General features: G+C 62.9%; 21 protein-coding genes. 9 read left to right on the top strand and 12 right to left on the bottom strand.

Annotation, left to right across the window (positions count from 1 at the left end):
* Positions 1 to 10 precede the first annotated feature (10 nt).
* The 3 genes from petA to OKW20_RS13375 form a co-directional block, all read right to left on the bottom strand.
* A complete protein-coding gene (petA, locus tag OKW20_RS13385) occupies positions 11 to 589 on the bottom strand; it encodes a ubiquinol-cytochrome c reductase iron-sulfur subunit (protein ID WP_192446244.1) in 579 nt (192 codons plus the stop codon).
* 367 nt (positions 590 to 956) lie between these two features.
* Positions 957 to 2,822 carry an ABC transporter ATP-binding protein gene (locus tag OKW20_RS13380; RefSeq protein WP_429172861.1) on the bottom strand — a complete coding sequence of 622 codons (1,866 nt, stop codon included), beginning with the start codon at positions 2,820 to 2,822 and terminating at the stop codon, positions 957 to 959.
* Positions 2,823 to 2,943: 121 nt separating this feature from the next.
* Entirely contained in the window at positions 2,944 to 4,797 is a 1,854-nt protein-coding gene (locus tag OKW20_RS13375; protein WP_429172858.1) for an ABC transporter ATP-binding protein, read from the bottom strand.
* 482 nt (positions 4,798 to 5,279) lie between these two features.
* On the opposite strand from OKW20_RS13375, the gene OKW20_RS13370 reads away from it, so the two are divergent.
* Positions 5,280 to 5,741: a tRNA (cytidine(34)-2'-O)-methyltransferase gene (locus tag OKW20_RS13370; protein ID WP_429114178.1), complete on the top strand. Its 462-nt coding sequence runs from the start codon at positions 5,280 to 5,282 to the stop codon at positions 5,739 to 5,741.
* Between the two features lie 73 nt (positions 5,742 to 5,814).
* Here OKW20_RS13370 and OKW20_RS13365 read toward each other — a convergent pair whose 3' ends face one another.
* Positions 5,815 to 6,390, bottom strand: coding sequence for an NADPH-dependent FMN reductase (locus tag OKW20_RS13365; RefSeq protein ID WP_043623831.1), 576 nt, complete (start codon positions 6,388 to 6,390; stop codon positions 5,815 to 5,817).
* A 77-nt stretch (positions 6,391 to 6,467) separates the two neighbouring features.
* Here OKW20_RS13365 and soxR point away from each other — a divergent pair, with 77 nt between their 5' ends.
* The gene (soxR, locus tag OKW20_RS13360) at positions 6,468 to 6,938 is read left to right on the top strand and encodes a redox-sensitive transcriptional activator SoxR (protein WP_043623833.1); all 471 of its coding nucleotides are present in this window, start codon (positions 6,468 to 6,470) and stop codon (positions 6,936 to 6,938) included.
* 374 nt (positions 6,939 to 7,312) lie between these two features.
* Here the strand turns inward: soxR and OKW20_RS13355 are convergent, their stop codons facing one another.
* Positions 7,313 to 7,573: a hypothetical protein gene (locus tag OKW20_RS13355; RefSeq protein WP_077961089.1), complete on the bottom strand. Its 261-nt coding sequence runs from the start codon at positions 7,571 to 7,573 to the stop codon at positions 7,313 to 7,315.
* Positions 7,574 to 7,782: 209 nt separating this feature from the next.
* Here OKW20_RS13355 and hemF point away from each other — a divergent pair, with 209 nt between their 5' ends.
* The gene (hemF, locus tag OKW20_RS13350) at positions 7,783 to 8,694 is read left to right on the top strand and encodes an oxygen-dependent coproporphyrinogen oxidase (RefSeq protein WP_043623839.1); all 912 of its coding nucleotides are present in this window, start codon (positions 7,783 to 7,785) and stop codon (positions 8,692 to 8,694) included.
* 127 nt (positions 8,695 to 8,821) lie between these two features.
* Here hemF and OKW20_RS13345 read toward each other — a convergent pair whose 3' ends face one another.
* Positions 8,822 to 8,998: a hypothetical protein gene (locus OKW20_RS13345; protein WP_429172855.1), complete on the bottom strand. Its 177-nt coding sequence runs from the start codon at positions 8,996 to 8,998 to the stop codon at positions 8,822 to 8,824.
* Positions 8,999 to 9,152: 154 nt separating this feature from the next.
* Between OKW20_RS13345 and OKW20_RS13340 the strand changes: the two genes are divergently transcribed.
* A complete protein-coding gene (locus tag OKW20_RS13340) occupies positions 9,153 to 9,425 on the top strand; it encodes a BON domain-containing protein (RefSeq protein WP_429172853.1) in 273 nt (90 codons plus the stop codon).
* An 18-nt stretch (positions 9,426 to 9,443) separates the two neighbouring features.
* On the opposite strand, the gene OKW20_RS13335 is transcribed toward OKW20_RS13340, so the two are convergent.
* From OKW20_RS13335 to OKW20_RS13320, 4 genes are all read right to left on the bottom strand, one after another.
* A complete protein-coding gene (locus OKW20_RS13335; RefSeq protein WP_429172851.1) occupies positions 9,444 to 10,058 on the bottom strand; it encodes an ABC-type transport auxiliary lipoprotein family protein in 615 nt (204 codons plus the stop codon).
* An 86-nt stretch (positions 10,059 to 10,144) separates the two neighbouring features.
* Positions 10,145 to 11,515, bottom strand: a complete 1,371-nt coding sequence (locus OKW20_RS13330) for an MlaD family protein (RefSeq protein WP_043623847.1) — start codon at positions 11,513 to 11,515, stop codon at positions 10,145 to 10,147.
* Positions 11,516 to 11,692: 177 nt separating this feature from the next.
* Positions 11,693 to 12,511 (bottom strand): ABC transporter ATP-binding protein, encoded by an 819-nt coding sequence (locus OKW20_RS13325; protein ID WP_043623850.1) that lies wholly within the window; start codon positions 12,509 to 12,511, stop codon positions 11,693 to 11,695.
* A gap of 13 nt (positions 12,512 to 12,524) precedes the next feature.
* Entirely contained in the window at positions 12,525 to 13,652 is a 1,128-nt protein-coding gene (locus OKW20_RS13320) for an MlaE family lipid ABC transporter permease subunit (protein WP_429173441.1), read from the bottom strand.
* 260 nt (positions 13,653 to 13,912) lie between these two features.
* On the opposite strand from OKW20_RS13320, the gene dgcA reads away from it, so the two are divergent.
* Entirely contained in the window at positions 13,913 to 14,896 is a 984-nt protein-coding gene (dgcA, locus tag OKW20_RS13315; protein WP_429172848.1) for an N-acetyl-D-Glu racemase DgcA, read from the top strand.
* Here the strand turns inward: dgcA and OKW20_RS13310 are convergent.
* Positions 14,848 to 16,068, bottom strand: a complete 1,221-nt coding sequence (locus tag OKW20_RS13310) for an MFS transporter (protein ID WP_429114168.1) — start codon at positions 16,066 to 16,068, stop codon at positions 14,848 to 14,850. The genes dgcA and OKW20_RS13310 overlap by 49 nt on opposite strands.
* A 97-nt stretch (positions 16,069 to 16,165) precedes the next feature.
* Positions 16,166 to 17,005, bottom strand: a complete 840-nt coding sequence (locus tag OKW20_RS13305; RefSeq protein ID WP_043623860.1) for a UDP-2,3-diacylglucosamine diphosphatase — start codon at positions 17,003 to 17,005, stop codon at positions 16,166 to 16,168.
* A gap of 171 nt (positions 17,006 to 17,176) precedes the next feature.
* Between OKW20_RS13305 and OKW20_RS13300 the strand changes: the two genes are divergently transcribed.
* The 4 genes from OKW20_RS13300 (at position 17,177) to OKW20_RS13285 (ending at position 22,517) form a co-directional block, all read left to right on the top strand.
* Positions 17,177 to 19,489 (top strand): NADP-dependent malic enzyme, encoded by a 2,313-nt coding sequence (locus OKW20_RS13300; RefSeq protein WP_429172847.1) that lies wholly within the window; start codon positions 17,177 to 17,179, stop codon positions 19,487 to 19,489.
* A gap of 270 nt (positions 19,490 to 19,759) precedes the next feature.
* Positions 19,760 to 20,497 (top strand): LuxR C-terminal-related transcriptional regulator, encoded by a 738-nt coding sequence (locus OKW20_RS13295; protein WP_429114165.1) that lies wholly within the window; start codon positions 19,760 to 19,762, stop codon positions 20,495 to 20,497.
* A 140-nt stretch (positions 20,498 to 20,637) separates the two neighbouring features.
* Positions 20,638 to 21,282: an acyl-homoserine-lactone synthase gene (locus tag OKW20_RS13290; RefSeq protein WP_043623869.1), complete on the top strand. Its 645-nt coding sequence runs from the start codon at positions 20,638 to 20,640 to the stop codon at positions 21,280 to 21,282.
* A 152-nt stretch (positions 21,283 to 21,434) separates the two neighbouring features.
* Positions 21,435 to 22,517: a DUF2865 domain-containing protein gene (locus OKW20_RS13285; RefSeq protein ID WP_429172844.1), complete on the top strand. Its 1,083-nt coding sequence runs from the start codon at positions 21,435 to 21,437 to the stop codon at positions 22,515 to 22,517.
* The last annotated feature ends 8 nt before the right edge of the window (positions 22,518 to 22,525 follow it).

Raw genomic sequence — 22,525 nt, 5'->3', positions numbered from 1 at the left:
AGTAGTCCCCTCAACCGATCTTGATAACTGTGTCGGATACGAACGAGAAGGTCGGCACGTGAAGGTTCTCCGGCGCCGGACCCTTACGGATGCGGCCGGCCGTATCGTAGTGCGAACCGTGGCAGGGACAGAACCAGCCACCGAAATCACCGGCCTGGCCAAGCGGCACGCAGCCCAGATGGGTGCAGGAACCGATCATGACGATCCAGTTTTCCTTGCCTTCGCCGGCGGAACGATCGAGGTCGCTCGCGGTTGCATCGGCCGGAAGGTTGGCGTTGCGCGCAACCTGGTCCTTAAGCTCGTCGAGCTGGACGGCCTTTGCCTCCTCGACTTCCTTCTCCGTACGGTTGCGGATGAAGATCGGCTTGCCGCGCCATTTCGCGGTCAGCGACATACCGGGCTGCAGGCTCGATACGTCAACCTCGATCGAGGCGAGCGCGAGCGTTGATGCATCCGGACGCATCTGGTCGATGAACGGCCAGGCGACGGCGCCAGCGCCAACGACGCCTGCCATACCGGTAGCCAGATAAAGGAAGTCGCGGCGAGTGGGCTCGCCCAAGGCCTCGCTTGAAGTGTCGTGTTCGCTCACGGCTAAACCATCCTCTCACGCAATATTGCGGAAACCGCATCCGCCCCCGGCGAAATTCCTGCCCCTTGCGGTTTGATCCAGGTCAAGGAACCACGCCCTATTCATAGTGCTGTCGCCCCGTCGCCCTGCAGTTGCAAATGCGACATCGGCACAGAATCCGAAAAGAATCGGCGCGCACACGGCACGCAGAATCCCCGTCAATCCGGCGCGTTCTATGCTTGATCGCAAATTATGTCCAGCCTTGACAAGGGGATGTGGGCAGATTGTCGCGGGGAAAAGCGCGGCCAATTGGCACAAGGACTTGACGGCCATCAGTTAGGCGGAATTTGCACCCGCCGGATGGGCCTGGAGGCGTCCGAAGAGCGCCTTACTCCGCCGCCTCTTCCCGGGCGAGAAATCCGCCGGACTGGCGTGACCAGAGGCCGGCGTAAAGCCCGCCGCGGGCAACAAGTTCGGCGTGCGTTCCCTGTTCGACGATCCGTCCCTTGTCCATCACCACCAGCCGGTCGAGTGCCGCGATCGTCGACAGCCGGTGAGCGATCGCGAGCACCGTCTTGCCCTGCATCAGGCGATCGAGATTGGACTGGATCGCCGCTTCGACTTCGGAATCGAGCGCCGAGGTCGCCTCGTCGAGCACGAGGATCGGCGCATCCTTCAGCATCACCCGGGCGATCGCAATGCGCTGACGCTGGCCGCCCGAAAGCTTGACGCCGCGCTCGCCGACATGGGCGTCGAACCCCTTGTGGCCGCGCTGGTCTTGAAGGTCGGCGATGAAATCATAGGTTTCGGCTTTCCGCGCCGCGGCGATCAGCTGCTCCTCGTTCGCATCGGGGCGGCCGAAGAGGATGTTGTCGCGGATCGAGCGGTGCAGCAGCGAGGTATCCTGGCTGACCATGCCGACCTGGGCGCGCAGCGATTCCTGCCTTACGGTCGCGATATCCTGTCCGTCGATCAGGATGCGCCCGCTTTCAAGGTCGTAGAAGCGCAACAGCAGATTGACGAGGGTCGATTTGCCGGCGCCGGAGCGTCCGACGATGCCCACCTTCTCGCCCGGACGGACGACGAGGGAAAAGTCGTCGATGACGCGCTCGCCCTTGCCATAGTGGAAGCGCACGTGTTCGAAGCGGATTTCCGGCTTGCTCACGGCAAGCTCCGTCGCGTCCGGCCGATCGACGAGACCGATCGACTGCGAAACCAGTTCGGCCGAGTTCTGGATCGTGCCGATGTTGCGCATGATCGAATTGAACTGCGTCATCATGCGGCCGAGCAGCATGTTGAGCCGCAGCACCAGCGCCAGCGTGAAAGCGACCGCGCCGGAGCTGATCGAGCCCGCGAGCCAGAGATGGATGGCATAGACCGCGATCGCCGTGATCATCAGGCCGGAAAGCAGCGCCAGCGAAGCACGCACCGCCGTCAGCAGCCGCGTGAACGGGATGACAGCGCGCTGGAACCGGTCGAAGCCGCCGCGGATGTATCGGTCGTTCTCCTCGTCGCGGCCGAAGAGCTTCAGGGTCTGGATGTTGGAATAGGCATCGACCATGCGGCCGTTCAGCATCGACGCCATTTCGGCGGTATCGCGGGCGTGCTTGCGGATGCGCGGAACGAAGAAGCGCGCCAGCACCAGGAAGACGACGATCCAGAACCCGACCATCGCCGCCAGGCGCCAGTCGAGCTGCGCCACCAGCGCCATGGTCGACGCGGTGTAGATGACGATGAACCAGACGACCTGCAGCAGGGAGACGAGCAGGTCGCTCGTTGCCTGTGCCCCGGCCCAGACCTTGGTGACGATGCGGCCGGAAAAGTCGTTCTGGAAGAAGGTCAGCGACTGCCGGGCGACATGCACATAGGATTGCCAGCGCACCAGGTTCAAAAAGCCTGTCGTGATCGCCTGTTCTTCAACGAGCGCCGCCAGCGACACCGCGACGAAGCGGAAGACCATGACCGTCAAGAGCATGAACAGGAGTTCCGGCCCATTAGCGGCAATCAGACCGCTCCAGCCGGCTTCCGGCTTCACGGTGTCGAGCAGATCGACGAGCCGGCCGACGAAATAGAAGAGCCCCGCCTCCAGCATGGCAACGAGGCCGCCGAGCACCGCCATTGCGATAAACGGTCCCTTGGCCTGGCTGGCATAGAACCAGGCAAAACCCCAGAGCGATTTCGGCGGCTGCAGGCGCTCGCGCGGAGCGAAGGGCTTGATCCAGTTCTCGAAGAGGCTGACGATGGCGCTGAGCATGGTTCCGATATAGGCGGTTCGGCGACAACAGCAATCGGTTTCGACACAATTGCAGATTACAAATGCGTAACGTCTAACGAAAGAGGCCCGCCGCTCATTCGAACGGCGGGCCTCGGGTTGCTTACTCCGCTGCCTCTTCCTTCTCGACATCGTCGGCGATGAAGCCGCCCGACTGGCGAGACCAGAGATCGGCGTAGAGACCGCCATGGGCCACGAGCTCGGCATGCGAGCCGGTCTCGACGATGCGGCCCGCCTCGAGGATTACCAGCCGGTCCATCTCCGTCAGCGTCGACAGCCGGTGGGCGATCGCGATCACCGTCTTGCCTGCCATCAGAGCGAACAGATTCTCCTGGATCGCCTGCTCGACTTCGGAATCGAGCGCCGAGGTCGCCTCGTCGAGGATCAGGATCGGCGCGTCCTTCAGGAACACGCGCGCGATCGCGATGCGCTGACGCTGGCCGCCGGAGAGCTTGACGCCGCGTTCACCGACCTGGGCATCCAGGCCCTTGCGGCCCTGGTTGTCCTCAAGCCCCTGAACGAAGTCCCAGGCATTCGCCTTCTTGGCCGCAGCGATGATCGCCTCGTCGTCCGCTTCCGGATGGCCATAGGCGATGTTGTCGCGAATGGACCGGTGCAGCAGCGAGGTGTCCTGCGTCACGACGCCGATTTGCGAGCGCAGACTGTCCTGCGTGACGGTGGCGATATCCTTGCCGTCGATCCGGATCGCGCCATCCTCCAGGTCGTAGAAGCGCAACAGCAGGTTCATCAGCGTCGTCTTGCCGGCGCCCGAGCGACCGACAAGGCCGATCTTCTCACCCGGCTTGATGTCGAGCGAGAGGTGATCGATGACGCCCTTGGCCTTGCCGTAGTGGAAGCGGATGTTGTCGAAGGCGATTGCCCCCTTGTCCGCTGTCAGCGCCTTGGCGTCCGGCTCGTCGACGATGTCGTGCGCCTTGGTCATCATGCCGATGCCGTCATAGACCGTGCCGATATTCTCGAACAGCGCCGAGACTTCCCACATGATCCACTGCGACATGCCGTTGATGCGCATCGCAAGGCCGACGGCGATCGCGATCGCGCCGACGGAGATCGCACTCGTCAGCCAGAGATGGATGCCAAGCGCGGCGATCGCAAAGAGCGCGATGCTGTTGTTGGCATAGACCAGCACATGAAACAGCGTCACCTTGCGCATCTGGCGATGCACGGTGTCGAGGAAGCCGTCCATGCCGTCACGGGCATAGCCTTCCTCGCGGCCGGCATGCGAGAACAGCTTGACCGTACCGATATTGGTGTAGCTGTCGACGATCCGGCCGGTCATCATCGAGCGCGCGTCCGCCTGCTCCTTGGAGATCTTCTGCAGCCGCGGCACAAAGTAGCTCACGATGCAGATGTAGATCGCCAGCCAGATGCCGAGCGGGATCACCAGCCGCCAGTCGGCGGTAGCGACGACGGCGAGCATGGTGACGAAGTAGCTGACGACATAGACGAAGACGTCGAGGATCTTCATCACGGTTTCGCGCACGGCCAGTGACGTCTGCATGACTTTCGTTGCCACGCGTCCGGCGAACTCGTTGGCAAAGAAGGTCATGCTCTGGCGCAGCAGGTAGCGGTGCATCTGCCAGCGGGCGATCATCGGATAGTTGCCGAGCAGCACCTGATGCATGATCAAGGAATCGATCGCCACCAGGCCCGGCAGGCCGATGAGGACGAGCGCACCCATCCAGAACAGCCGTCCGCCTTCGGCGGCGAGAAAGCTCTCGCGGTCGGCGCTCGACAGCCAATCCACCATGTTGCCGAGGAACTGGAACAGCGCCACCTCGCCAATGGCGATCAGCGCCGTGCAGACGGACATGATGACGAGCCAGGGTGCCGCCGGCTTGGAATAGTGCCAGCAGAAGCCGAACAAGGTCTTCGGCGGAACCGTCGGTTCCTCCGCAGGGTAAGGATTGAGGCGGGATTCAAACCAGCCAAACATAACATTGCTCCTTCAGAGTATTTTGAAGGAAAGCGGGATTTCGCCCCGCATTCTTATGATGAAAAAGGCAGTCCGGAAATGCAGCCCACAAAGGGCTTCGTCTTCCGGAGTCCCGGAAGCGCGTCGATCTCGGTTAAAAGATAGGTCGCGGAACCGGTCAGGCCAAACGGTGGCCCACTACTCCAGGAAGGCGTGTCAACATCGATACATTCATGTTTGCCTCCGTCGGTTCGCGTTGAAGAGGTCCGATCTCTACCCTTATTCGCGCTCGCATGCCAGATTGTCGCAGGCACTTTTTTGCCCAATTTTTCATCGCTCCGACCGCTGTTGCCGTTTCGGCACAGATTAGCGCGGGCAAAATGAGCGACCTGAAATTGACGGCCATGCCGTACGATCGAGGGTGGATCGCTTATGCGTTCGGTGCGATAGGAGCCGCCATCGATATTCGTTCCGCCCCTATCTCCCGGAGCAGCCACGACCCCATGAGCAATCTGCGCATCGCCCTCTACCAGCCCGATATTCCCGGCAACACCGGCACGATCCTGCGTATGGCGGCCTGTCTCGGGCTTGGCGTCGACGTGATCGAGCCCGCCGGCTTCGACCTTTCCGACCGCAACCTGAAGCGCGCCGGCATGGACTATATCGCATCGGTGGCGCTGACCCGTCACGTCAACTGGGAGCGCTTCGAGGAGTGGCGCGCTGCGAGTGGCCGCCGCCTGGTGCTCGCCTCCACCAAGGCTGCCCTGCCCTATACCCGCTACGATTTCCGCCAGGACGACATCCTGCTTTTCGGGCGGGAAAGCGCCGGCGTGCCCGACCACGTGCACGAGCGCGCCGACGGCCGCATTCTCATCCCAATGGCCGACGGCCAACGCTCGCTGAACATCGCCATCTCCGCCGCGATGATCGCCGGCGAAGCGATCCGGCAGGTTTCGCCGCTCTGATACCGATTCCATAGCCGTCTCCATGGCGGCGGTCCGAGCCTCTGAGATCCCGCCGCCTTTCACACGCGACGCATCAAGCCGCGACTTCGTTGTAAGGTTTGCTCTTGCGCGCCTGCTTCAACACCCGCGACCACCAGGTCAGGCGATCCATCATCAAAAACAGCGGCGCGCGCAGCTCCTCCGGCTTGTAGAGATTGCCGGCGGCGTCGAACTTCGACCACGCCTTCGGGAAGGTCACCCCGTCGCGCAGCGTCACCGCATGCAACTCTCCAAACACCTGGCGCAATTGCTCGACTGCGCGGATGCCGCCCGAGGCGCCACCATAGGAGACGAAGGCGACCGGCTTTGCATGCCAGGGCTCGTAGACCGAGTCGATCAGCTCCTTCAGCGCCGCCGGGTAGCCGTGATTGTATTCGGGGGTGACGACGATGAAGGCATCGGCCTCGGCGATCTTGCGCTCCAGCCATTCGCCGGGATTGACCGCGGCGCCAAGGCCCCGGGACGTCCTGAGCCTGGCCGGATCGATGATCGTCAGCGTGAACGTATCGGAAGCCGAAAGTTCCCGGATCAGCCAGTTGGCGACCGTGTCGCAGAAGCGACCCTGGCGCGCGCTGCCATAGATCACGGCAAGGGTCATTTTCTCAGTCATGGGGATCAAGCTCCTGTTGTCTCAGTCATGGAGCCAATGCTATAAAACCTCAATATTAGTTGAGGTCAATAGCCGTCATGACGATTGTGAAGCAAAGCGAATTGCGCCGTGAACTGACCGTGGGCGAAGTGGCGGAGCGCAGCGGCGTCGCCGTCTCCACCCTGCATTTCTACGAGGCCAAGGGCCTCATCCGCAGCAACCGCACCCGCGGCAACCAGCGCCGCTATCCGCGCGGCGTGCTCAGGCGCGTCGCCGTCATCAAGGTGGCGCAGCGCACCGGCATACCATTGTCGGAAATCCAGGACGCTTTGTCGGTGCTGCCGGACGATCGTCCGCTGACGGTCGAGGATTGGGGCAGATTGTCCGAAACTTGGCGCGAACAGCTGAACGAGCGCATCGCCAACCTCATGGCTTTGCGTGACCACCTAACAGGCTGTATCGGCTGCGGCTGCCTGTCCTTGCGTGAATGTCCGCTGCGCAATCCGCACGACGTGCTGTCGATGGAGGGCGCTGGCCCAAGGCTCATGGATGAGGACGGCCACCCTTAAGGGCGGCCTCGACCGGAGGCGCCCCAATATGGTCATTGCGCGGGGAAGAAGGTGAAGTCAGAACTTAGACGTCGCGTTGCGATAATCGTCCCACTTCTCGCCCTCATCCTGTTCTCATGGTTCTATTATCTTGACGATCGCGCTTGCGCCCCAGGGGATCGGCAATGCGTCGTCAATACATTCCTGGCGCTTGCCCTGGGGACCGTGATACTTGGACTGACCGCGATCATTAATCTATTGATTCTTCTCGGAAAAATTCTGATCCATTTTCAGGATCGAGATCGCGTTTGAGCGTTGCTTCGCCTTGGTGCGCAAGTTACTCCCGCGTGTACCGACTTGACCGGTTAGCTTTGAAAAAGCGGCAGGGCGACGGGTCAATCCGCGCTCGGCAGGCGGCGCATCGTGAACTCGATCTCGTCGCCGTCGAGCTGTCGCCAGCTTTCCACTTCGGTCCAGTAGGCGGCCTTCGGCCAGGTGTCGAACCATTCCCGGGCCTTCGCGCGGGCAGCACTGCGATCGAGCCGAAAGGTTTCCCGCACGAAAAGGCCATCGCCTCGTGTCGGATTGTCCCGGCGATGCCGGGCGATCTGCCGCCGCAATCCATCGAGCGGCGGGCCTGCAGGTATTCTTGCCATGGGCTATACCTCTGGATTGTAAGATAGTGAGGCAAGCCAGCCTTTGCCAGAGCTTTGTGCGCGTGCGTTTGACCGGCCTGATCGCGCCGCGACAGAGTGGCCGAAGCGGCTGGACCGCCGTTGCCATCAGCGCCAAAGTGTGAACTGTGACGACTTCACTCGAATCGGCGGTATTTCATCGGGATATCCCGCCAACAGGACGTAATTTCATGGAACGACCGCAGCTACCCCAGGGGCTCCCCGCCGACATCGAAGACAAGAAGGCGGAGGCGCGTGCATGGTTCGAGGGGCTGCGCGACACCATCTGCGCCGCCTTCGAGGCGGTTGAGGACGAGCTGACCGGGCCGCTGTCCGATCGCGCCCCCGGCCGCTTCGTCGCCAAGGACTGGAGCCGTGAGGATGGCAAGGGCGGCGGTGGCCGCATGTCGATGATGGAAGGCCGCGTATTCGAAAAGGTCGGCGTGCACACCTCGACCGTCTACGGCGAATTCTCGCCCGAATTCCGCAGCCAGATCCCGGGTGCTGCCGAAGATCCCCGTTTCTGGGCCTCGGGCATTTCGCTGATCGCCCATCCGGTCAATCCCAACGTGCCGGCGGTTCACATGAACACCCGCATGGTCGTGACGACCAGCAACTGGTTCGGCGGTGGCGCCGACCTCACTCCGGTGCTCGATCGCCGTCGCGTCATGACGGATCCCGATACCCAGCTCTTCCACCGCGCGATGGAGATCACCTGCGGCCGCCATGCCGTCGCCGATCATGCCAAGTTCAAGAAATGGTGCGACGACTACTTCTTCCTGCCGCATCGCAACGAGGCGCGCGGAACCGGCGGCATCTTCTACGACTGGCTGCACTCCCCGGAAGAGCAAGGCGGCTGGAACGCCGACTTCGCCTTCACCCGTGATGTCGGCAAGGCGTTCGCCATCGTCTATCCGAAGATCGTCCGCACCAACTTCAATACGCCCTGGACCGAGGACGACCGCGACGAACAGCTGGTACGCCGCGGCCGCTATGTCGAGTTCAACCTGCTCTACGACCGCGGCACTATCTTCGGCCTGAAGACCGGCGGCAATGTCGAGTCCATCCTGTCGTCCCTGCCCCCGGTCGTGCGCTGGCCGTAAGGCTCAACGGCACCATAAAGAATGAGAGAAGCGCTCGCGCCGCGCGGACGCGCTTCTCTCCGGGATCACGCGCAGCGTGCGCCCCAGCCGAAAACGGCTCCCTGAACCGTTCCGGGCTCATTCAACATTACTTGCAGATCCGCACCTTCTTCAAAAAGAGCTTGCCGTCGGCGCCATAGGCCCGTTCGGTCTTGAGGACGCAGCTCGGCTTGCAGCCGTAGCTGTAGTTCGCTGCCTTCGCCGGTATGGCCAAGGCAAATGCCATCGTCGTCGCCAGAGCCATGGCGAAGCAAGAACCGCGCATTTTTGTATATCCCCGTGTGACTTAACCGCGACGGAGCCGTCCGTCGCCTGAAGCGAGCCATCGCACGGATCGGGCTCATCCCGCTGTTTCGAATGAAACAGGCGAACAAAGCGCGTCGTCTGGCGTTTCACTTTCGTCGAGCGAGGTGAAAACGATGATCTTCAAGAAGCGCACATTTTACGGCGACGAGCCGGAGCGGCAGGCGGCCGATCACCCTGCGGAACTGGAACGCTGCGTCGCCCATCTCCTGGCGGTCACGCCCGGCCTCGATGCCGCCGATGTCACGGTGACCGGCAAAGGCAATACGATCCTGCTCGCCGGCTTGGTGGCAACAGCAGCCGAAGTTGCGCGCGCCGAAGAGGCGGCCAGGCACGTGCAAGGCGTCGCGGAAGTGATCAACCGGATCGAGACGGTCGTCGCGCGATAGAGAACGCCTTCGGCGTCCCTAGATGGAACCGAGCGTCCAGCTGACGATTTCTGCGGAAACCGTGGCGAAAGCTTGGTCCATGGCGTTGATGAATGCCGTATTGCCCGTGCCCCTCACCGCAGCCGAGGCGCGAAACGCCTTCGCCGCCCGAACCGTGCCGTTGCGGTCGTTGAGGATCTTGGCGAAGATTTCGACATTGGCCACGTCGGTGCCTTCGGTCGAGATCTCGAAAGCGCGGATTTCGGTGATGACCTGGTAATCGATTGCCAGGCCTTGGCCCGGTTTGCCGACGCCGCCGACCTTGCCCGTGTCCTCGAAGGCCTGGACGAGCTTTGACTGCACCAGCTTCGGCAGGCGATCGCTCCACTGCGCCTTGGCGAGATATTGCAGTTCCGCGCCGGAGAGGCGGATGACGACCTGATCGCTGTCGAGCGCCTTCAGAGCCGTGGGCTCCGGCACGAGGATCTGCTTGCCCGTGGCTGCACGACCTTCGACGGCCGGTCTTGCCGAAAGACTATAGGTGTCGTTGACCGCTTTGGTACCGCAGCCGGCAAGTCCTGCTGCCAGCATGATCATCAGGGCGGAGCGCCACGCTCCCGCTACTCGCACGCCCACCAGCCCTGGAAAACTCATACTGCCGTTACCTTTGTCCCACACAACTTCGGCGCATTCCGGATCGAAACACACCACCCGGCCCCACGCCGGCTGTGCCCACCGACTCAGCGTCGGGTGCGGCCATCATATTGCTTTACCGTCTCGCCGCCAAAGAGAAGACGCTGCGGATCCTTGTCGAACGTCGAGATCGTGTTCTCCAGGCTCTGCACCGTGCGGCGCGTATCGGTGACGAGCGCCTCGACGTCGCGCAGGCCCGAGCCCGAGAAGCGACGAAGGTTGTCAGCGATCGGCCCGATCTGCGCGTTCAGATTGTCTGCCATCTTGCGGAAGGACTCGAGCGTCGCGCGGGCATCCGCCGAAAGCGAAGGCGCGTCGGCGTCGCCGAGGAAGCCGTCGACCTTGACGAGAATGCTGTCGACGCGGTTGGCCGAAGCGTTCAGCTTGCTCGCGAGCTGCGTCACGTCGGTGATCGTGCGGTCGATGTCCTGCTGGCGCGCCGTGATCTTCGCGGCGAACTGCGAGATGTTGGCAACGGTCTTGCGGGCGTCGGCGGTCGCCGCGGTGATGTCGTTGACGACGAGCTCCACCTTCTGCTTGTCGACCGAAGCGACCAGCGTATCGACCCGCTCCAGCGTCTTCTGAGCGTTCTTTCCGAACTGCTCGTAGGTTTCGACGGTCTGCCGGAAAGCCGCGATGGTCTCGGAAACGCCGCCCGAAGCCTGCTTAAGGTCGTTGCTGATCTGCTCGACGTTCGAGACGATGCGGTCGATCTTCTTCGGGTCCACCGACTTCACGAGCGTCTCGGCCGTTTCGAGGGTCGAGTCGAGCTTTTTGGATGCCGCGCTGACCGAGCCGGAGAGTTCCGTCACGCTTTTGAGGAAATCGTCGATCGCGCCGGAATTGTTCGCAAGCGCGTCGGAAAACTTCTCGGCATTGCCGATCGTCTTGGTGAGCGGACCGCGCACGTCGGTCACGAAGCCCTGGATGTCGGTGATGGCGCTGTTGGCGCGGTCCATGATCTGGTCGGCCGTAGCGAGCAGGCTGGTGACGCTCGACTGGTCCGCAAGGATGCGGGCCTGCGTGCCCTTTTCGATCGCGGTCTTCAGGATGTTCTCGTCGCCCTTGTGACCGCCGCTAAGCTCGATATAGGCAGCACCCGTCAGGCCCTGCACTTCGAGCGTCGCCTTGGTCGACTTCAGCACCGGCGCATCGACCGAGACCTCGGTCAGTGCGATCGAATAGCGCGGGTCGTTGGCATCGATCGCGAGGTTGCGAACCGTGCCGACGGGAATGCCGTTGAAGCGCACCGGAGAGCCGACCGAAAGGCCGTTGGCCGACCCCGGAATATTGACCACCAGCTCGATCATCTCGCCGCTTCGGCCATACTGCGACATCCAGTAGACGAAGCCGAATGCGGCCGCGACCACGAACACCGTGAAGAAACCGACAATGGCGTAGTTCGCTTTCGTTTCCATTCGTACCGACTACCTTCGTGGCCGCTTCACCGGCTCTTCCTTCGATCTCGACACCTGGGCGTCAAAACCGCACCTAGCGGAGCGCCATGCGTCCAGCGAACGCATCGCGCAAGGCTCCAACATTTGTTTCCGGATCATACCCGCTTCAGGCCGTTCGCCTGAGGCCGGATGCTCCGGTCATTGATCGTGGCGAACGATCGATCGTGCCCGCTTGCCACGGAAATAGGACTGCACCCACGGATCGTCGCAGGCGAGCATGTCTTCAACCGTGCCTTCGACCAGAACCTTCTTCTTGCCGAGAACCGCGATCCGGTCGCAGACCGAAAAGAGGCTGTCGAGGTCGTGAGTCACCATATACACGGTCAATCCCAGCGTGTCGCGCAGCTTGGCGATCAACTCGTCGAACTCGGCCGCCCCGATCGGATCCAGCCCCGAAGTCGGCTCGTCGAGGAAAACCAGGTCCGGATCGAGCGCCAGTGCACGCGCAAGTGCTGCGCGCTTGATCATGCCGCCGGAAAGCTCGGACGGGTATTTTTCCGCCGCCTCCGGTGCAAGACCGACCAGCTCGATCTTCACCCGCGCCAGCTCGTCCATCAGGCTTTGCGGCAGGTCGAGATATTCGCGCATGGGCACCTGGATGTTCTCGCGCACCGTCAGCGCAGAAAACAGCGCCCCGTGCTGGAAGAGAACACCAAGGCGCATGTCGAGCGCGATGCGCTCGCCCTCGGTGATGTTGTCGTAGTCCGCGCCGAGGATTTCGATCTTGCCGGACCGCTTCGCAAGCAGCCTCAGGACGGTGCGCATCAGCACCGATTTGCCCGTACCCGACGCTCCGACGAAGCCGAGGATTTCGCCGCGGTAGATCTCGAGGTTCAGCTTGTCGAGCACGATGTTGGACCCGAAACCGACCGTCAGGTCGCGAACGGAAAGCACCGACTCCCGCTCGTTCGCCTCGGTCGGCTGGTATTCCTCGTGCCTCTTTTCGACTGGGTTCACGCTGTTCTCCGCATCAGAAATCAATGGCCGCGTAGAACATGGCGAACAGCCCGTCGATCAGGATCACGACGAAGATCGACTTGACCACGGAAGACGTCACGTGGCGGCCGAGCGACTCCGCGCTGCCGCCCACCTTCAAGCCCTCGACGGCTGCTACGACGCCGATGATCAGCGCCATAAACGGCGCCTTGATCATGCCGGCGGCGACCGACGAGAAATCGACGGCTTCCTGCAAGCGGGCAAGGAAGGTCGGGATGGTGATGCCCGAATAGCCCCAGGCGACGAGCGCCGCGCCGACCAGGGCTGCGAAATTTGCGATGATCGTCAGGAGCGGCAGCGCGACGGTCAGCGCCACGAGGCGCGGGAAGACCAGAACGCCGACCGGGCTCAGGCCCATCACCTTCAGCGCATCCACCTCTTCGCGCATCTTCATCGAGCCGATTTCGGCGGTGATCGCGCTGCCGGAGCGGCCGGCGATCATGATCGCCGTCAGGAGCACGCCGATTTCACGCAGCTGCAGGATGCCGACGAGATCGACGACGAAGACTTCGGCGCCGAAATAGCGCAGCTGGAACGCGCCCTGCTGGGCGATGATGGCGCCGATCAGGAACGACATCAGCGTGATGATCGGAACCGCCATCACGCCCATGCGGTCGATCTGGTGAACGATCGCCGCCGGCGAGACGCCGCTGTGCCGTCCAAGCTTCAGCTGTGCACCGCGCACCGCGGAGCCCAGAATATACATCGCCGCGACGATATCTTCCCACGTCGCCGCCATGACCTCGCCGATCGGGGCGAAGATGCGCTGGAACAGCGGCAGCCGTTCGCTGCCCTTGTCCGGAGAACGCAGCTCCGCCGGCAGGGCATCGATCAACTCGACATAACGCTGCCCGCCCTCGGCGAAATGAACGTTGTCGCGCGACGGTCCGACGATGCGGGTCATGAAGCGGCGGATGATCCAGGCGCCTGCGGTATCCATCGCCGTCACACCGGACAGATCGAACTGGGCTGCCCCGTCGCCCTTGCGCGCAAGGCCATCGAGCTTTGCCGCCATCGCCTCGGCGGTCTCGTGCCGCCAGGCGCCGGTGAAGACATAGCTTCGCCCGCTGCCACTCTCGGACAGCGCGACATCGGCGGTCATCTTGCGGGCGGCTTGCGACACGTGTCTTCTGTTATCCCGATTTGCCCCTGCAAAACTCGTCCAATCTCGATAGATTTGAGGACAAGATTGTGCAGCAGACCTAAAGTGTTACCGCGAGCGTTGCGCGTCCGACCGGAGGCAACGACTGTGTAAAGATTCGTAAATCCTTCCACCGTCATAACGGCTCGCACCTTTGCTGTCACCCGAACGTTGCGGCGCTATGACGCCGGGCCAACAGATTACCTGCCGGAGACGCTTTCATGTCACTTTCCCTCGATGCCGCCGTGGAACATTTCCCGATTGCGGGCACGTTTACGATCTCGCGCGGCTCCAAGACGACGGCAAGCGTCGTCACCTGCCGCATAGGCGATGGCGTCCATACCGGCTCCGGCGAATGCGTTCCCTACGGCCGCTACGGCGAAACGCTCGACACGGTACTGGCAGAAATCGCAGCCATCCGTCCCCGCATCGAGGCCGGGCTCAGCCGTGCGGACCTGCAGCGCGAGATGAAGCCGGGTGCCGCCCGCAACGCCGTCGATTGCGCCCTGTGGGACCTGGAAGCAAAGCAGAAAAACCAACCGGCCCATGTTCTTGCCGGCGTTTCTTCACCGGAAGCATTGACCACGGCCTATACGCTTTCGCTTGCCGAGCCCGACGCGATGCGCCAACAGGCGGCTAAGTACGCCCACCGCGCGCTCCTCAAGGTCAAGGTCGGAACGGCGGATGATGCCGCTCGGATCCGCGCGGTGCGCGCCGGTGCACCGGAAAGCCGCATCATCCTCGACGCCAACGAAGGTTGGACACCCGAGACCCTCGCCTATCACTTCGCGCTCTGCGCCGAGGAACGGATCGACCTGATCGAGCAGCCGCTGCCGGCCGGCCGAGACGAGGCGCTGGCAACGGTCGCCCGCCCCGTTCCAATCTGCGCCGATGAAAGCGTGCATGCGACCGAGGACCTCGCAGCCCTCGTCGGCCGCTACGATGCGGTCAACATCAAGCTCGACAAGACCGGAGGGCTGACCGAGGCGCTGCGCATGCGCGCGCAGGCAGATGCGCTCGGGCTCAAGGTCATGGTCGGTTGCATGGTCGGCAGTTCGCTGGCCATGGCTCCGGCGATCCTGGTGGCCCAGGGCGCGGATTTCGTCGATCTCGACGGACCGCTGCTGCTTGCCAAAGATCGTGAGCCTGGCCTGCGCTACGAGGCGTCGCTCGTCTTCCCGCCGGAGCCGCGCCTCTGGGGCTGAAGATACCAGGCGGTGACGGCAAAGCAGCAGCCGGCAAAAGCGACGACCGACATGGAATAGAAGCCGTTGACCCCGTACCAGTTGTAGAAATAGCCGGACAGGAACGTGAAGATCGCCGTGAAGATGCCGGTATAGAAGAAGTAGAGCCCCTGGGCCGACGCTTCCTGCGATTCCACCACGCGCTCGACCAGCTTGTGCTGCATGCCGGTGTGCATGATCGCGTAGGTGAAGGCGTGGAAGCACTGCAGGATGAAATAGCCGCTGAAGCCGAGATCCATCGGGAAGATGATCCAGCGCACCACGGCGAGAAAACAGCCGGACAGGATCATCACCCAGACACTGAAACGGCGACTGATCGCCTTGGCGAAGATGAACATCGTCACCTCGGCCGCCACGCCCGCGCTCCAGAGCAGCCCGATCTCGGTACCGCTGTAGCCGATGTGCTGCCAGTAGATCGCCGAGAAGGCGAAGAGCATCGCGTGGCTGGCGTTGACCAGCGTCACCCCGATCAAAAGCAGCTGCAGGTCGAGCTGCCGAAGCGACTTCGGCGGCGGCTCGGTCAAGGCCGTGATCGGCGACGGCCGCCGCGGCTTGCCGACCCGTGGCGCGGCATAGGCCATCACGATCGTCAGGCCAAAGCCGATCGCCATCGCCGGAAGCACCATGTCGCTGCCGAAAATGCCGACCATCCAGCCGCCGAGCATCGTCGCGCCGATGAAGGCGACCGAACCCCAGAGCCGCATATGGGCATAATCGAAGCCCCAGCGCCGCACGCCTGACAGAGCGATCGCCTCGACGATCGGCACATAGGGCGAATAGACGGCCGACTGCAGCGTATAGATGACCAGCACCGGCCAGAACTCACGGAAGTAGAACAGCACCAGCGCCGTTGCGAGCGACAGAAAGCCGGACCAGATCAGCACGATCGCTCGCTCGCCGAGCCGATCGGCGATGACGCCGGCGATGGGCGCGGTGATGACGCGCACGAACATCGGCAGCGCCAGGACGACGCCGATCTCGAAGTCGCTCATCGACAGCGTGCTCAGCCACATCGGGAAATACGGCATCGCGAAGCCGTTGACGATCAGCGGCGCACAGAAGAGCAAAGCAATGCGAAGCGCAAAATGGCGCGGCGGAGGGCCCACATAGGCGGGCGCTTGGGAGGGAATCATCGTCTGACCTGATGGCTGTGCCCACTCTCTAGCACGAGCCGGGCGCGCCTCGCCATAACCTAGTTTTCGCGACAGGACTTTCGGCGCGGCGCGATGATCAGGCCGCGCGCTGGGTCAGCAGTTGGGCAAGCAGCTTGTCCGCTTCGCCGGATGCTTCGCCTTCGCTGGCGCCGCCGCGCATCTGGTGCCAGGTGATCAGCTCCATCGTGCCGTCGTGGTGCTCGGCAATCGCCGTGCAGCTTTCCACCCAGTCGCCGGTGTTGATGTAGCGGATGTCGCCGATCTCCTCGATCACGGCATGGTGGATGTGACCACAGATCACGCCCTGTGCATCGTGGCGGCGCGCCTCCTCGGCGACCACCTTCTGGAACTCGCCGATGAAGTTGACGGCGTGCTTGACCTGGAGCTTCGCCCAGGACGAGAACGACCAGTAGGGCATGCCGAGACGCCTGCGGACCGCCGCAAGGCCGATATTGATGGCGATCGCCGTGTCATAGGCCCAGTCGCCGAGATAGGCGAGCACGCGGGCGTTGCGCACGACGACATCGAATTCGTCGCCGTGCAGCACGAGGTACTTACGGCCGTCTGCCCCCTCGTGCATGTAGCGCTGCGCCACCTCGATGCCGCCGAAATGCACGCCCGGAAAGTCGCGCAGGAACTCATCGTGATTGCCGGGGATGTAGACGATGCGGGTGCCCTTGCGCGCCTTGCGCAAGAGCTTCTGCACGACGTCGTTGCAGTTCTGCGGCCAGTACCAACTGCGCTTCAGCCGCCATCCGTCGACGATGTCGCCGACCAGAACGATCGTCTCCGCTTCATGATGCCGCAGGAAGTCGAGCAGATAGTCGGTCTTGGCCGCCTTGGAGCCGAGATGGACGTCCGAGATGAACAACGTCCTGAGCTTTCGTACGGAGTTGTCTTGCTGCGCCGCCATCATGCCAGCCTCGTCTCTGGTTACGCTTCGTGCCTTCGTGAAACCAGACTCGTGTTTCAAGAAGATGACATCAACATTGCGTTGCCGGTCTGCCGCCGAAATCAACACTGCAAAACTGTACCTCGCTTCGAATTCATGCCAAAAGGCACGACCACGAATGAGGAATGTGAGAGCATGAATACGGGCGACAAGACGAAATCCCATACCGGTCCGGCCAGCGGCGACATCGACCAGCAGGCCCTTTTCTTCCACCGTTATCCCCGCCCGGGAAAGCTCGAAATCCAGCCCACCAAGCCGCTCGGCAACCAGCGCGACCTGGCGCTGGCCTATTCGCCTGGCGTTGCCGCCCCTTGCATCGCCATCCGCGATAACCCGGAACAGGCAGCCGATTTTACCGCCCGCGCCAACCTGGTTGCGGTCATTTCCAACGGCACGGCCGTGCTCGGGCTTGGCAATATCGGCCCGCTGGCGTCAAAGCCGGTCATGGAAGGCAAGGCGGTCCTCTTCAAGAAATTCGCCGGCATCGACGTCTTCGACATCGAAATCGATGCGTCGAGCATCGAGCGCATGGTCGACGTGATTTCGGCGCTGGAGCCGACCTTCGGCGGCATCAACCTTGAAGACATCAAGGCACCGGAATGTTTCGAGGTCGAACGCCGCCTGCGCGAAAAGATGCAGATTCCGGTCTTCCACGACGACCAGCACGGAACGGCGATCATCGTCGCCGCTGCCATCCTCAACGGCCTCGAACTTGCCGGCAAAGACATCGCGACCGCCAAGATCGTCACCTCGGGCGCGGGTGCCGCCGCACTTGCCTGCCTCAACCTTCTCGTGACGCTCGGCGCCAAGCGCGAAAACATCTGGGTGCATGACCTCGAAGGCCTCGTCTACAAGGGTCGCGAGGTGCTGATGGACGAATGGAAGTCCGTCTACGAGCAGGACAGCAGCAATCGTGTGCTCGCCGACAGCATCGGCGGCGCCGACGTGTTCCTCGGCCTCTCGGCCGCCGGCGTCCTGAAGCCGGAACTTCTGGCGCAGATGGCCGAAAAGCCGCTGATCATGGCGCTCGCCAACCCGACACCGGAAATCATGCCGGAAGCCGCCCGCCAGGCCCGTCCGGACGCGATGATCTGCACCGGCCGCTCGGACTTCCCGAACCAGGTCAACAACGTTCTCTGCTTCCCGCATATCTTCCGCGGCGCGCTCGACTGCGGCGCAAGCACGATCAACGAAGAAATGAAAATGGCGGCCGTGCGCGCCATCGCCGGTCTTGCGCGCGAAGAGCCCTCCGACGTTGCCGCCCGCGCCTATTCCGGCGAGACCCCGGTCTTCGGCCCGGACTACCTGATCCCCTCGCCGTTCGACCAGCGCCTGATCCTGCGCATCGCGCCGGCGGTTGCCAAGGCCGCCGAGGAAAGCGGCGTCGCAACCCGTCCGATCCAGGACTATGACGCCTATCTCGACAAGCTGAACCGCTTCGTCTTCCGCTCGGGCTTCATCATGAAGCCGGTCTTTGCCGCTGCCAAGAACGCCCAGAAGAACCGCGTGATCTTTGCCGAAGGCGAAGACGAGCGCGTGCTTCGCGCCGCCCAGGTGCTGCTCGAAGAAGGCACCGCCCGCCCGATCCTGATCGGCCGCCCGCAGATCATCGAGACGCGCCTGCGTCGCTATGGCCTGCGCATCCGCCCGGATGTCGATTTCGAAGTGGTCAACCCCGAAGGCGATCCGCGCTACCGTGACTATGTCGAGGATTACTTCGCTCTCGTCGGACGCCTCGGTGTCATCCCGGAAGCTGCCCGTACCATCGTGCGCACCAACACGACCGTTATCGGTGCGCTCGCCGTCAAGCGCGGCGAAGCGGATGCGCTGATCTGCGGCGTCGAAGGACGCTACAGCAAGCACCTGCGCGACGTCTCGCAGATCATCGGCAAGCGCGACGGCGTGCTCGATTTCTCGGCCTTGAGCCTGTTGATCTCGCAGCGCGGCGCGACCTTCTTCACCGACACCTACGTGAGCTACTGCCCGAGCGCCGAAGAGATCGCCCAGACGACGGTCATGGCGGCGCAGGAAATCCGCCGCTTCGGCATCACCCCGCGCGCAGCCCTCGTCTCGCATTCGAACTTCGGTTCGCGCGATTCGGAGAGTGCCACCAAGATGCGCACGGCGCTGCAGCTCGTGCGGGAACTTGCGCCCGACCTCGAGGTCGACGGCGAAATGCACGGCGATGCCGCGATTTCGGAGGCGCTGCGCCAGCGCGTCATGCCGGACAGCAGCCTGACGAGCGAAGCCAACCTCCTGGTCTTCCCCAATCTCGATGCCGCAAACATCACGCTCGGTGTCGTCAAGACCATGACCGACAGCCTGCATGTCGGCCCGATCCTGCTCGGCTCGGCGCTCCCGGCCCATATCCTGTCGCCGTCCGTCACCTCGCGCGGCGTCGTCAACATGGCGGCTCTGGCGGTGGTCGAAGCCAGCCATCCGGGTTGAGATGGCAACGCGGAGATCGCCACCGGTCTTCGCTTTAATTGGGCGCCATGCCGGCGCCGGCAAAACCGTATCCGGATGTCGCGCCTGCCTCAGGCGCGGCATCGCCGGTTTTACGCATCGCCTGCGAATCAGCCTCCCTCACGCGGCCGATCGGCAGCCGCAATCAAGGCGTGCACAATTGGTATTACACACCAATCGGGAAAGTTTGCGCTGGACAAAAGGTGAACCTCTAACCATGCTGGGGCCTCGGACGAGATTCGGTGTTGTGGCATGACTGAGCAGCAAGCTGTCCTCGACATGCTGGAAATCCTGGAATGCGGCGGCTGCGTGGAGCCCGCTCATTTCTTCACATTGATGCGTCGAACCTTCCGCATTGCCCATCTGCTCTATCTCGAAGCCGAGCCCTATGCGGACGAGCTCAAGGTCTGCCGGTTGCATCACACCTTTGGCGCCTATGCCGCCGAAATCTACCGTGCCCGCAGCCTTCACCGGATCGATCCGATCCTGAAGCTGGCGCTTGGTGGCGTGCGACCGGTGGAATGGACGATGGCGCGGCATCGGTTCCCGGAATGCGAACCGCTGTTCCAGGCCGCCCAGGAGATCGGCATTTCGACCGAGGGCGTCGCCCTGCCATTGCCCTCGCCTGCCGGGCGCATGGCGTTGCTTGCGATCAACGTCAACATGCCGGCCGGCGAATGGACGACCTATCGCCGGCATCACCTGCGTGATTTCCAGCTGGCCGCCAATCTCTTCCATGCCGCCATGCTTGAGCATGGCGCCATGGCTGGCAGCATTTCGACCCGCGAGATGCGTTTGACCGGGCGCGAGACCGAGGTGCTGACCTGGGCTGCCGCCGGCAAGAGCTATTGGGAAATCGCCACGATTCTCGGTATTTCCGAGCGCACCGTGCGCTTCTTCATGACCAATGCGCGGCGCAAGCTGAATGTCGTTTCCAACACCCAGGCCGTGGCACAGGCCGTACGACACGCGCTGATCCCCACCGTTTGACACCCGACGACACACCTCCACCGAAACCCCTCGAAATCTAGTGGCAAATATCGCGCATTTGAACTGTCGCTAGCGACAGTTACGCAACCGCCGCGAGCCTGACAGCATCGCCCCATCCCCAAACTCGGATGGAGAAAACGATGATCAGGATCCTGAACGGAAAGACCCGCGCACAACACCCGGCGGCCGTCGACGACATGTTCCGGTTGCGCAAGCGCGTCTTCCACGACTTCCTGAAATGGGACGTGCAGACCGAAGGCGAATGGGAGATCGACAACTACGACCAGGCAAACCCGCTCTACGTGCTGTCCTATGCCCCCGATACCGGCCGGCTGCGCGGCGCGCTGCGGCTCCTGCCGACGCTCGGCCCGAACATGCTCGACGATACTTTCCCGATCCTGCTTGGCGACAATCCGGAAATCCGTAGCGCTTCGGTCTGGGAATCGAGCCGCTTCTGCATCGAGCCGGAGATTTCGCAGGACCGCGCTTCGAACCAGGTGACGGTCGCGGCTGCCGAACTCATGTGCGGCGTCGGTGAGCTTGGCCTTGCTTCCGGCATCAGCCACATCGTTACGGTGACGGACGTGTTCCTGGAGCGCATGTTCCGCCGCATGGGATGCCCGGGCGAGCGCATCGCCGAACCGCACCGCATCGGCTCGGTCTTCGCGGTTGCCGTTGCCTGGGAAGTGACCCCGGATCTGCTTTCGCGGATGAAAGCGGTCGCTGCGATCGAAGGCACCGTTCTCGACCGCCCGATGTCGCTGGAAACCGCCCGCGCCGCCTAAGCGCGTCCGTCGATCGGCACTGTTAACGCAAACCGTCGCTTGTCGTTGCACGATCACCGACAAGCTCTATGATGGAGGCGAAACAGGAATGCCGATGGCAGCCACCCGCAGAAGTTGGCGCCGACCTGGCAACAGGAAGAGACTTACGCCCCGTGTTCACGCGCCTGAAACACGTCGCTACGGCCCTCGTGCCTTTGGTTCTGATCGGTGCCGGTCCGTCACTGGCATCGACGGCCTGCGACCGACTGAACGCCCGGCTCGCGCAACTGCCTGACTACGTCGCCAGCAATGCCGATGCGCGCGACTATGCAAGCGCAATCTCACGGCAGAACATCGAACTGCGGCGGGCCAAGAACGACCGCCGCCGCGCCGGTTGCGGTGGCGGCAACGCCATCGGCTACGACGGCGGCGACCCCGACACCTGCGGCGGGCTCAACGGTCTCATCGCCGAGATGGAAGACAATCTGCGCATGCTGAAGTCCGAGCGCGAGCAGATCGTCGCCGGCGGCAGCGACGACAGCCGGCGCCGCATCCTCGCAGCACTTGAGATCAACGGTTGCTATGGCGACCGCGAGGAGTTCGCAAGCGTCGAACCGGACGTGCCGGAAAGCCACCGCAACATCGTTGCCGACCTGCCACCGGAGGACGCCTACGGCCCGATGCTCGGACATGGCGAAGACGGCTACGCGCCGCAGGAGCGCTACTATAGCGGCACGCTCAGAACCATGTGCGTGCGCACCTGTGACGGTGCCTTCTTCCCGATCTCTTCGGATGCGACGCCGGCCGATTTCCCACGCGACGAACAGGCCTGCCGGGCCCGCTGCCCAGGGGCTGAGACGGAGCTCTATTTCCACGACCTCAACACGGAAGAGAGCGACAAGATGGTCTCGGCCGTGACCGGCCGTCCCTATACCGAAATGCCCAACGCCTTTGCCTATCGCACCCGCGCCGTCAGCAAGCCCGGCCAGTGCGGCTGCCAGATACCGCAGACCGCCGCAACCACGCCGAAGACGACAGGTACGAAGACCGGCGACGACCAGTCGTCGATCATCGTCATCGAGACGAAGAAGCCGGAAGCGGCGGGCGAGACTGTCAAGGTGCCGGCCGAAGAGCGGCCCTATGATCCGTCGAAGAACAAGGTGCGCGTCGTCGGCCCCACCTACCTGCCGCAGGAAGAAACTGCGATCGACCTCAAGCACCCGAAGGGACCGGCCTATCAGCCGGTCCAGAATTGATCGGACGA

This window comes from Ensifer sp. LBL, from assembly GCF_050435225.1.
Classification (GTDB): Bacteria; Pseudomonadota; Alphaproteobacteria; order Rhizobiales; family Rhizobiaceae; genus Ensifer.
This window is presented reverse-complemented; position numbering and strand designations above follow the sequence as displayed.

What these genes read in the sequence shown, in the direction of transcription:
- OKW20_RS13380 (WP_429172861.1), bottom strand. Translation starts at nt 2,822, where the DNA reads ATGCTCAGCGCCATCGTCAGCCTCTTCGAGAACTGGATCAAGCCCTTC.
- OKW20_RS13375 (WP_429172858.1), bottom strand. Translation starts at nt 4,797, where the DNA reads ATGTTTGGCTGGTTTGAATCCCGCCTCAATCCTTACCCTGCGGAGGAA.
- OKW20_RS13370 (WP_429114178.1), top strand. Translation starts at nt 5,280, where the DNA reads ATGAGCAATCTGCGCATCGCCCTCTACCAGCCCGATATTCCCGGCAAC.
- OKW20_RS13365 (WP_043623831.1), bottom strand. Translation starts at nt 6,390, where the DNA reads ATGACTGAGAAAATGACCCTTGCCGTGATCTATGGCAGCGCGCGCCAG.
- soxR (WP_043623833.1), top strand. Translation starts at nt 6,468, where the DNA reads ATGACGATTGTGAAGCAAAGCGAATTGCGCCGTGAACTGACCGTGGGC.
- OKW20_RS13355 (WP_077961089.1), bottom strand. Translation starts at nt 7,573, where the DNA reads ATGGCAAGAATACCTGCAGGCCCGCCGCTCGATGGATTGCGGCGGCAG.
- hemF (WP_043623839.1), top strand. Translation starts at nt 7,783, where the DNA reads ATGGAACGACCGCAGCTACCCCAGGGGCTCCCCGCCGACATCGAAGAC.
- OKW20_RS13345 (WP_429172855.1), bottom strand. Translation starts at nt 8,998, where the DNA reads ATGCGCGGTTCTTGCTTCGCCATGGCTCTGGCGACGACGATGGCATTT.
- OKW20_RS13340 (WP_429172853.1), top strand. Translation starts at nt 9,153, where the DNA reads ATGATCTTCAAGAAGCGCACATTTTACGGCGACGAGCCGGAGCGGCAG.
- OKW20_RS13335 (WP_429172851.1), bottom strand. Translation starts at nt 10,058, where the DNA reads ATGAGTTTTCCAGGGCTGGTGGGCGTGCGAGTAGCGGGAGCGTGGCGC.
- OKW20_RS13330 (WP_043623847.1), bottom strand. Translation starts at nt 11,515, where the DNA reads ATGGAAACGAAAGCGAACTACGCCATTGTCGGTTTCTTCACGGTGTTC.
- OKW20_RS13320 (WP_429173441.1), bottom strand. Translation starts at nt 13,652, where the DNA reads ATGACCGCCGATGTCGCGCTGTCCGAGAGTGGCAGCGGGCGAAGCTAT.
- dgcA (WP_429172848.1), top strand. Translation starts at nt 13,913, where the DNA reads ATGTCACTTTCCCTCGATGCCGCCGTGGAACATTTCCCGATTGCGGGC.
- OKW20_RS13310 (WP_429114168.1), bottom strand. Translation starts at nt 16,068, where the DNA reads ATGATTCCCTCCCAAGCGCCCGCCTATGTGGGCCCTCCGCCGCGCCAT.
- OKW20_RS13305 (WP_043623860.1), bottom strand. Translation starts at nt 17,005, where the DNA reads ATGATGGCGGCGCAGCAAGACAACTCCGTACGAAAGCTCAGGACGTTG.
- OKW20_RS13300 (WP_429172847.1), top strand. Translation starts at nt 17,177, where the DNA reads ATGAATACGGGCGACAAGACGAAATCCCATACCGGTCCGGCCAGCGGC.
- OKW20_RS13295 (WP_429114165.1), top strand. Translation starts at nt 19,760, where the DNA reads ATGACTGAGCAGCAAGCTGTCCTCGACATGCTGGAAATCCTGGAATGC.
- OKW20_RS13290 (WP_043623869.1), top strand. Translation starts at nt 20,638, where the DNA reads ATGATCAGGATCCTGAACGGAAAGACCCGCGCACAACACCCGGCGGCC.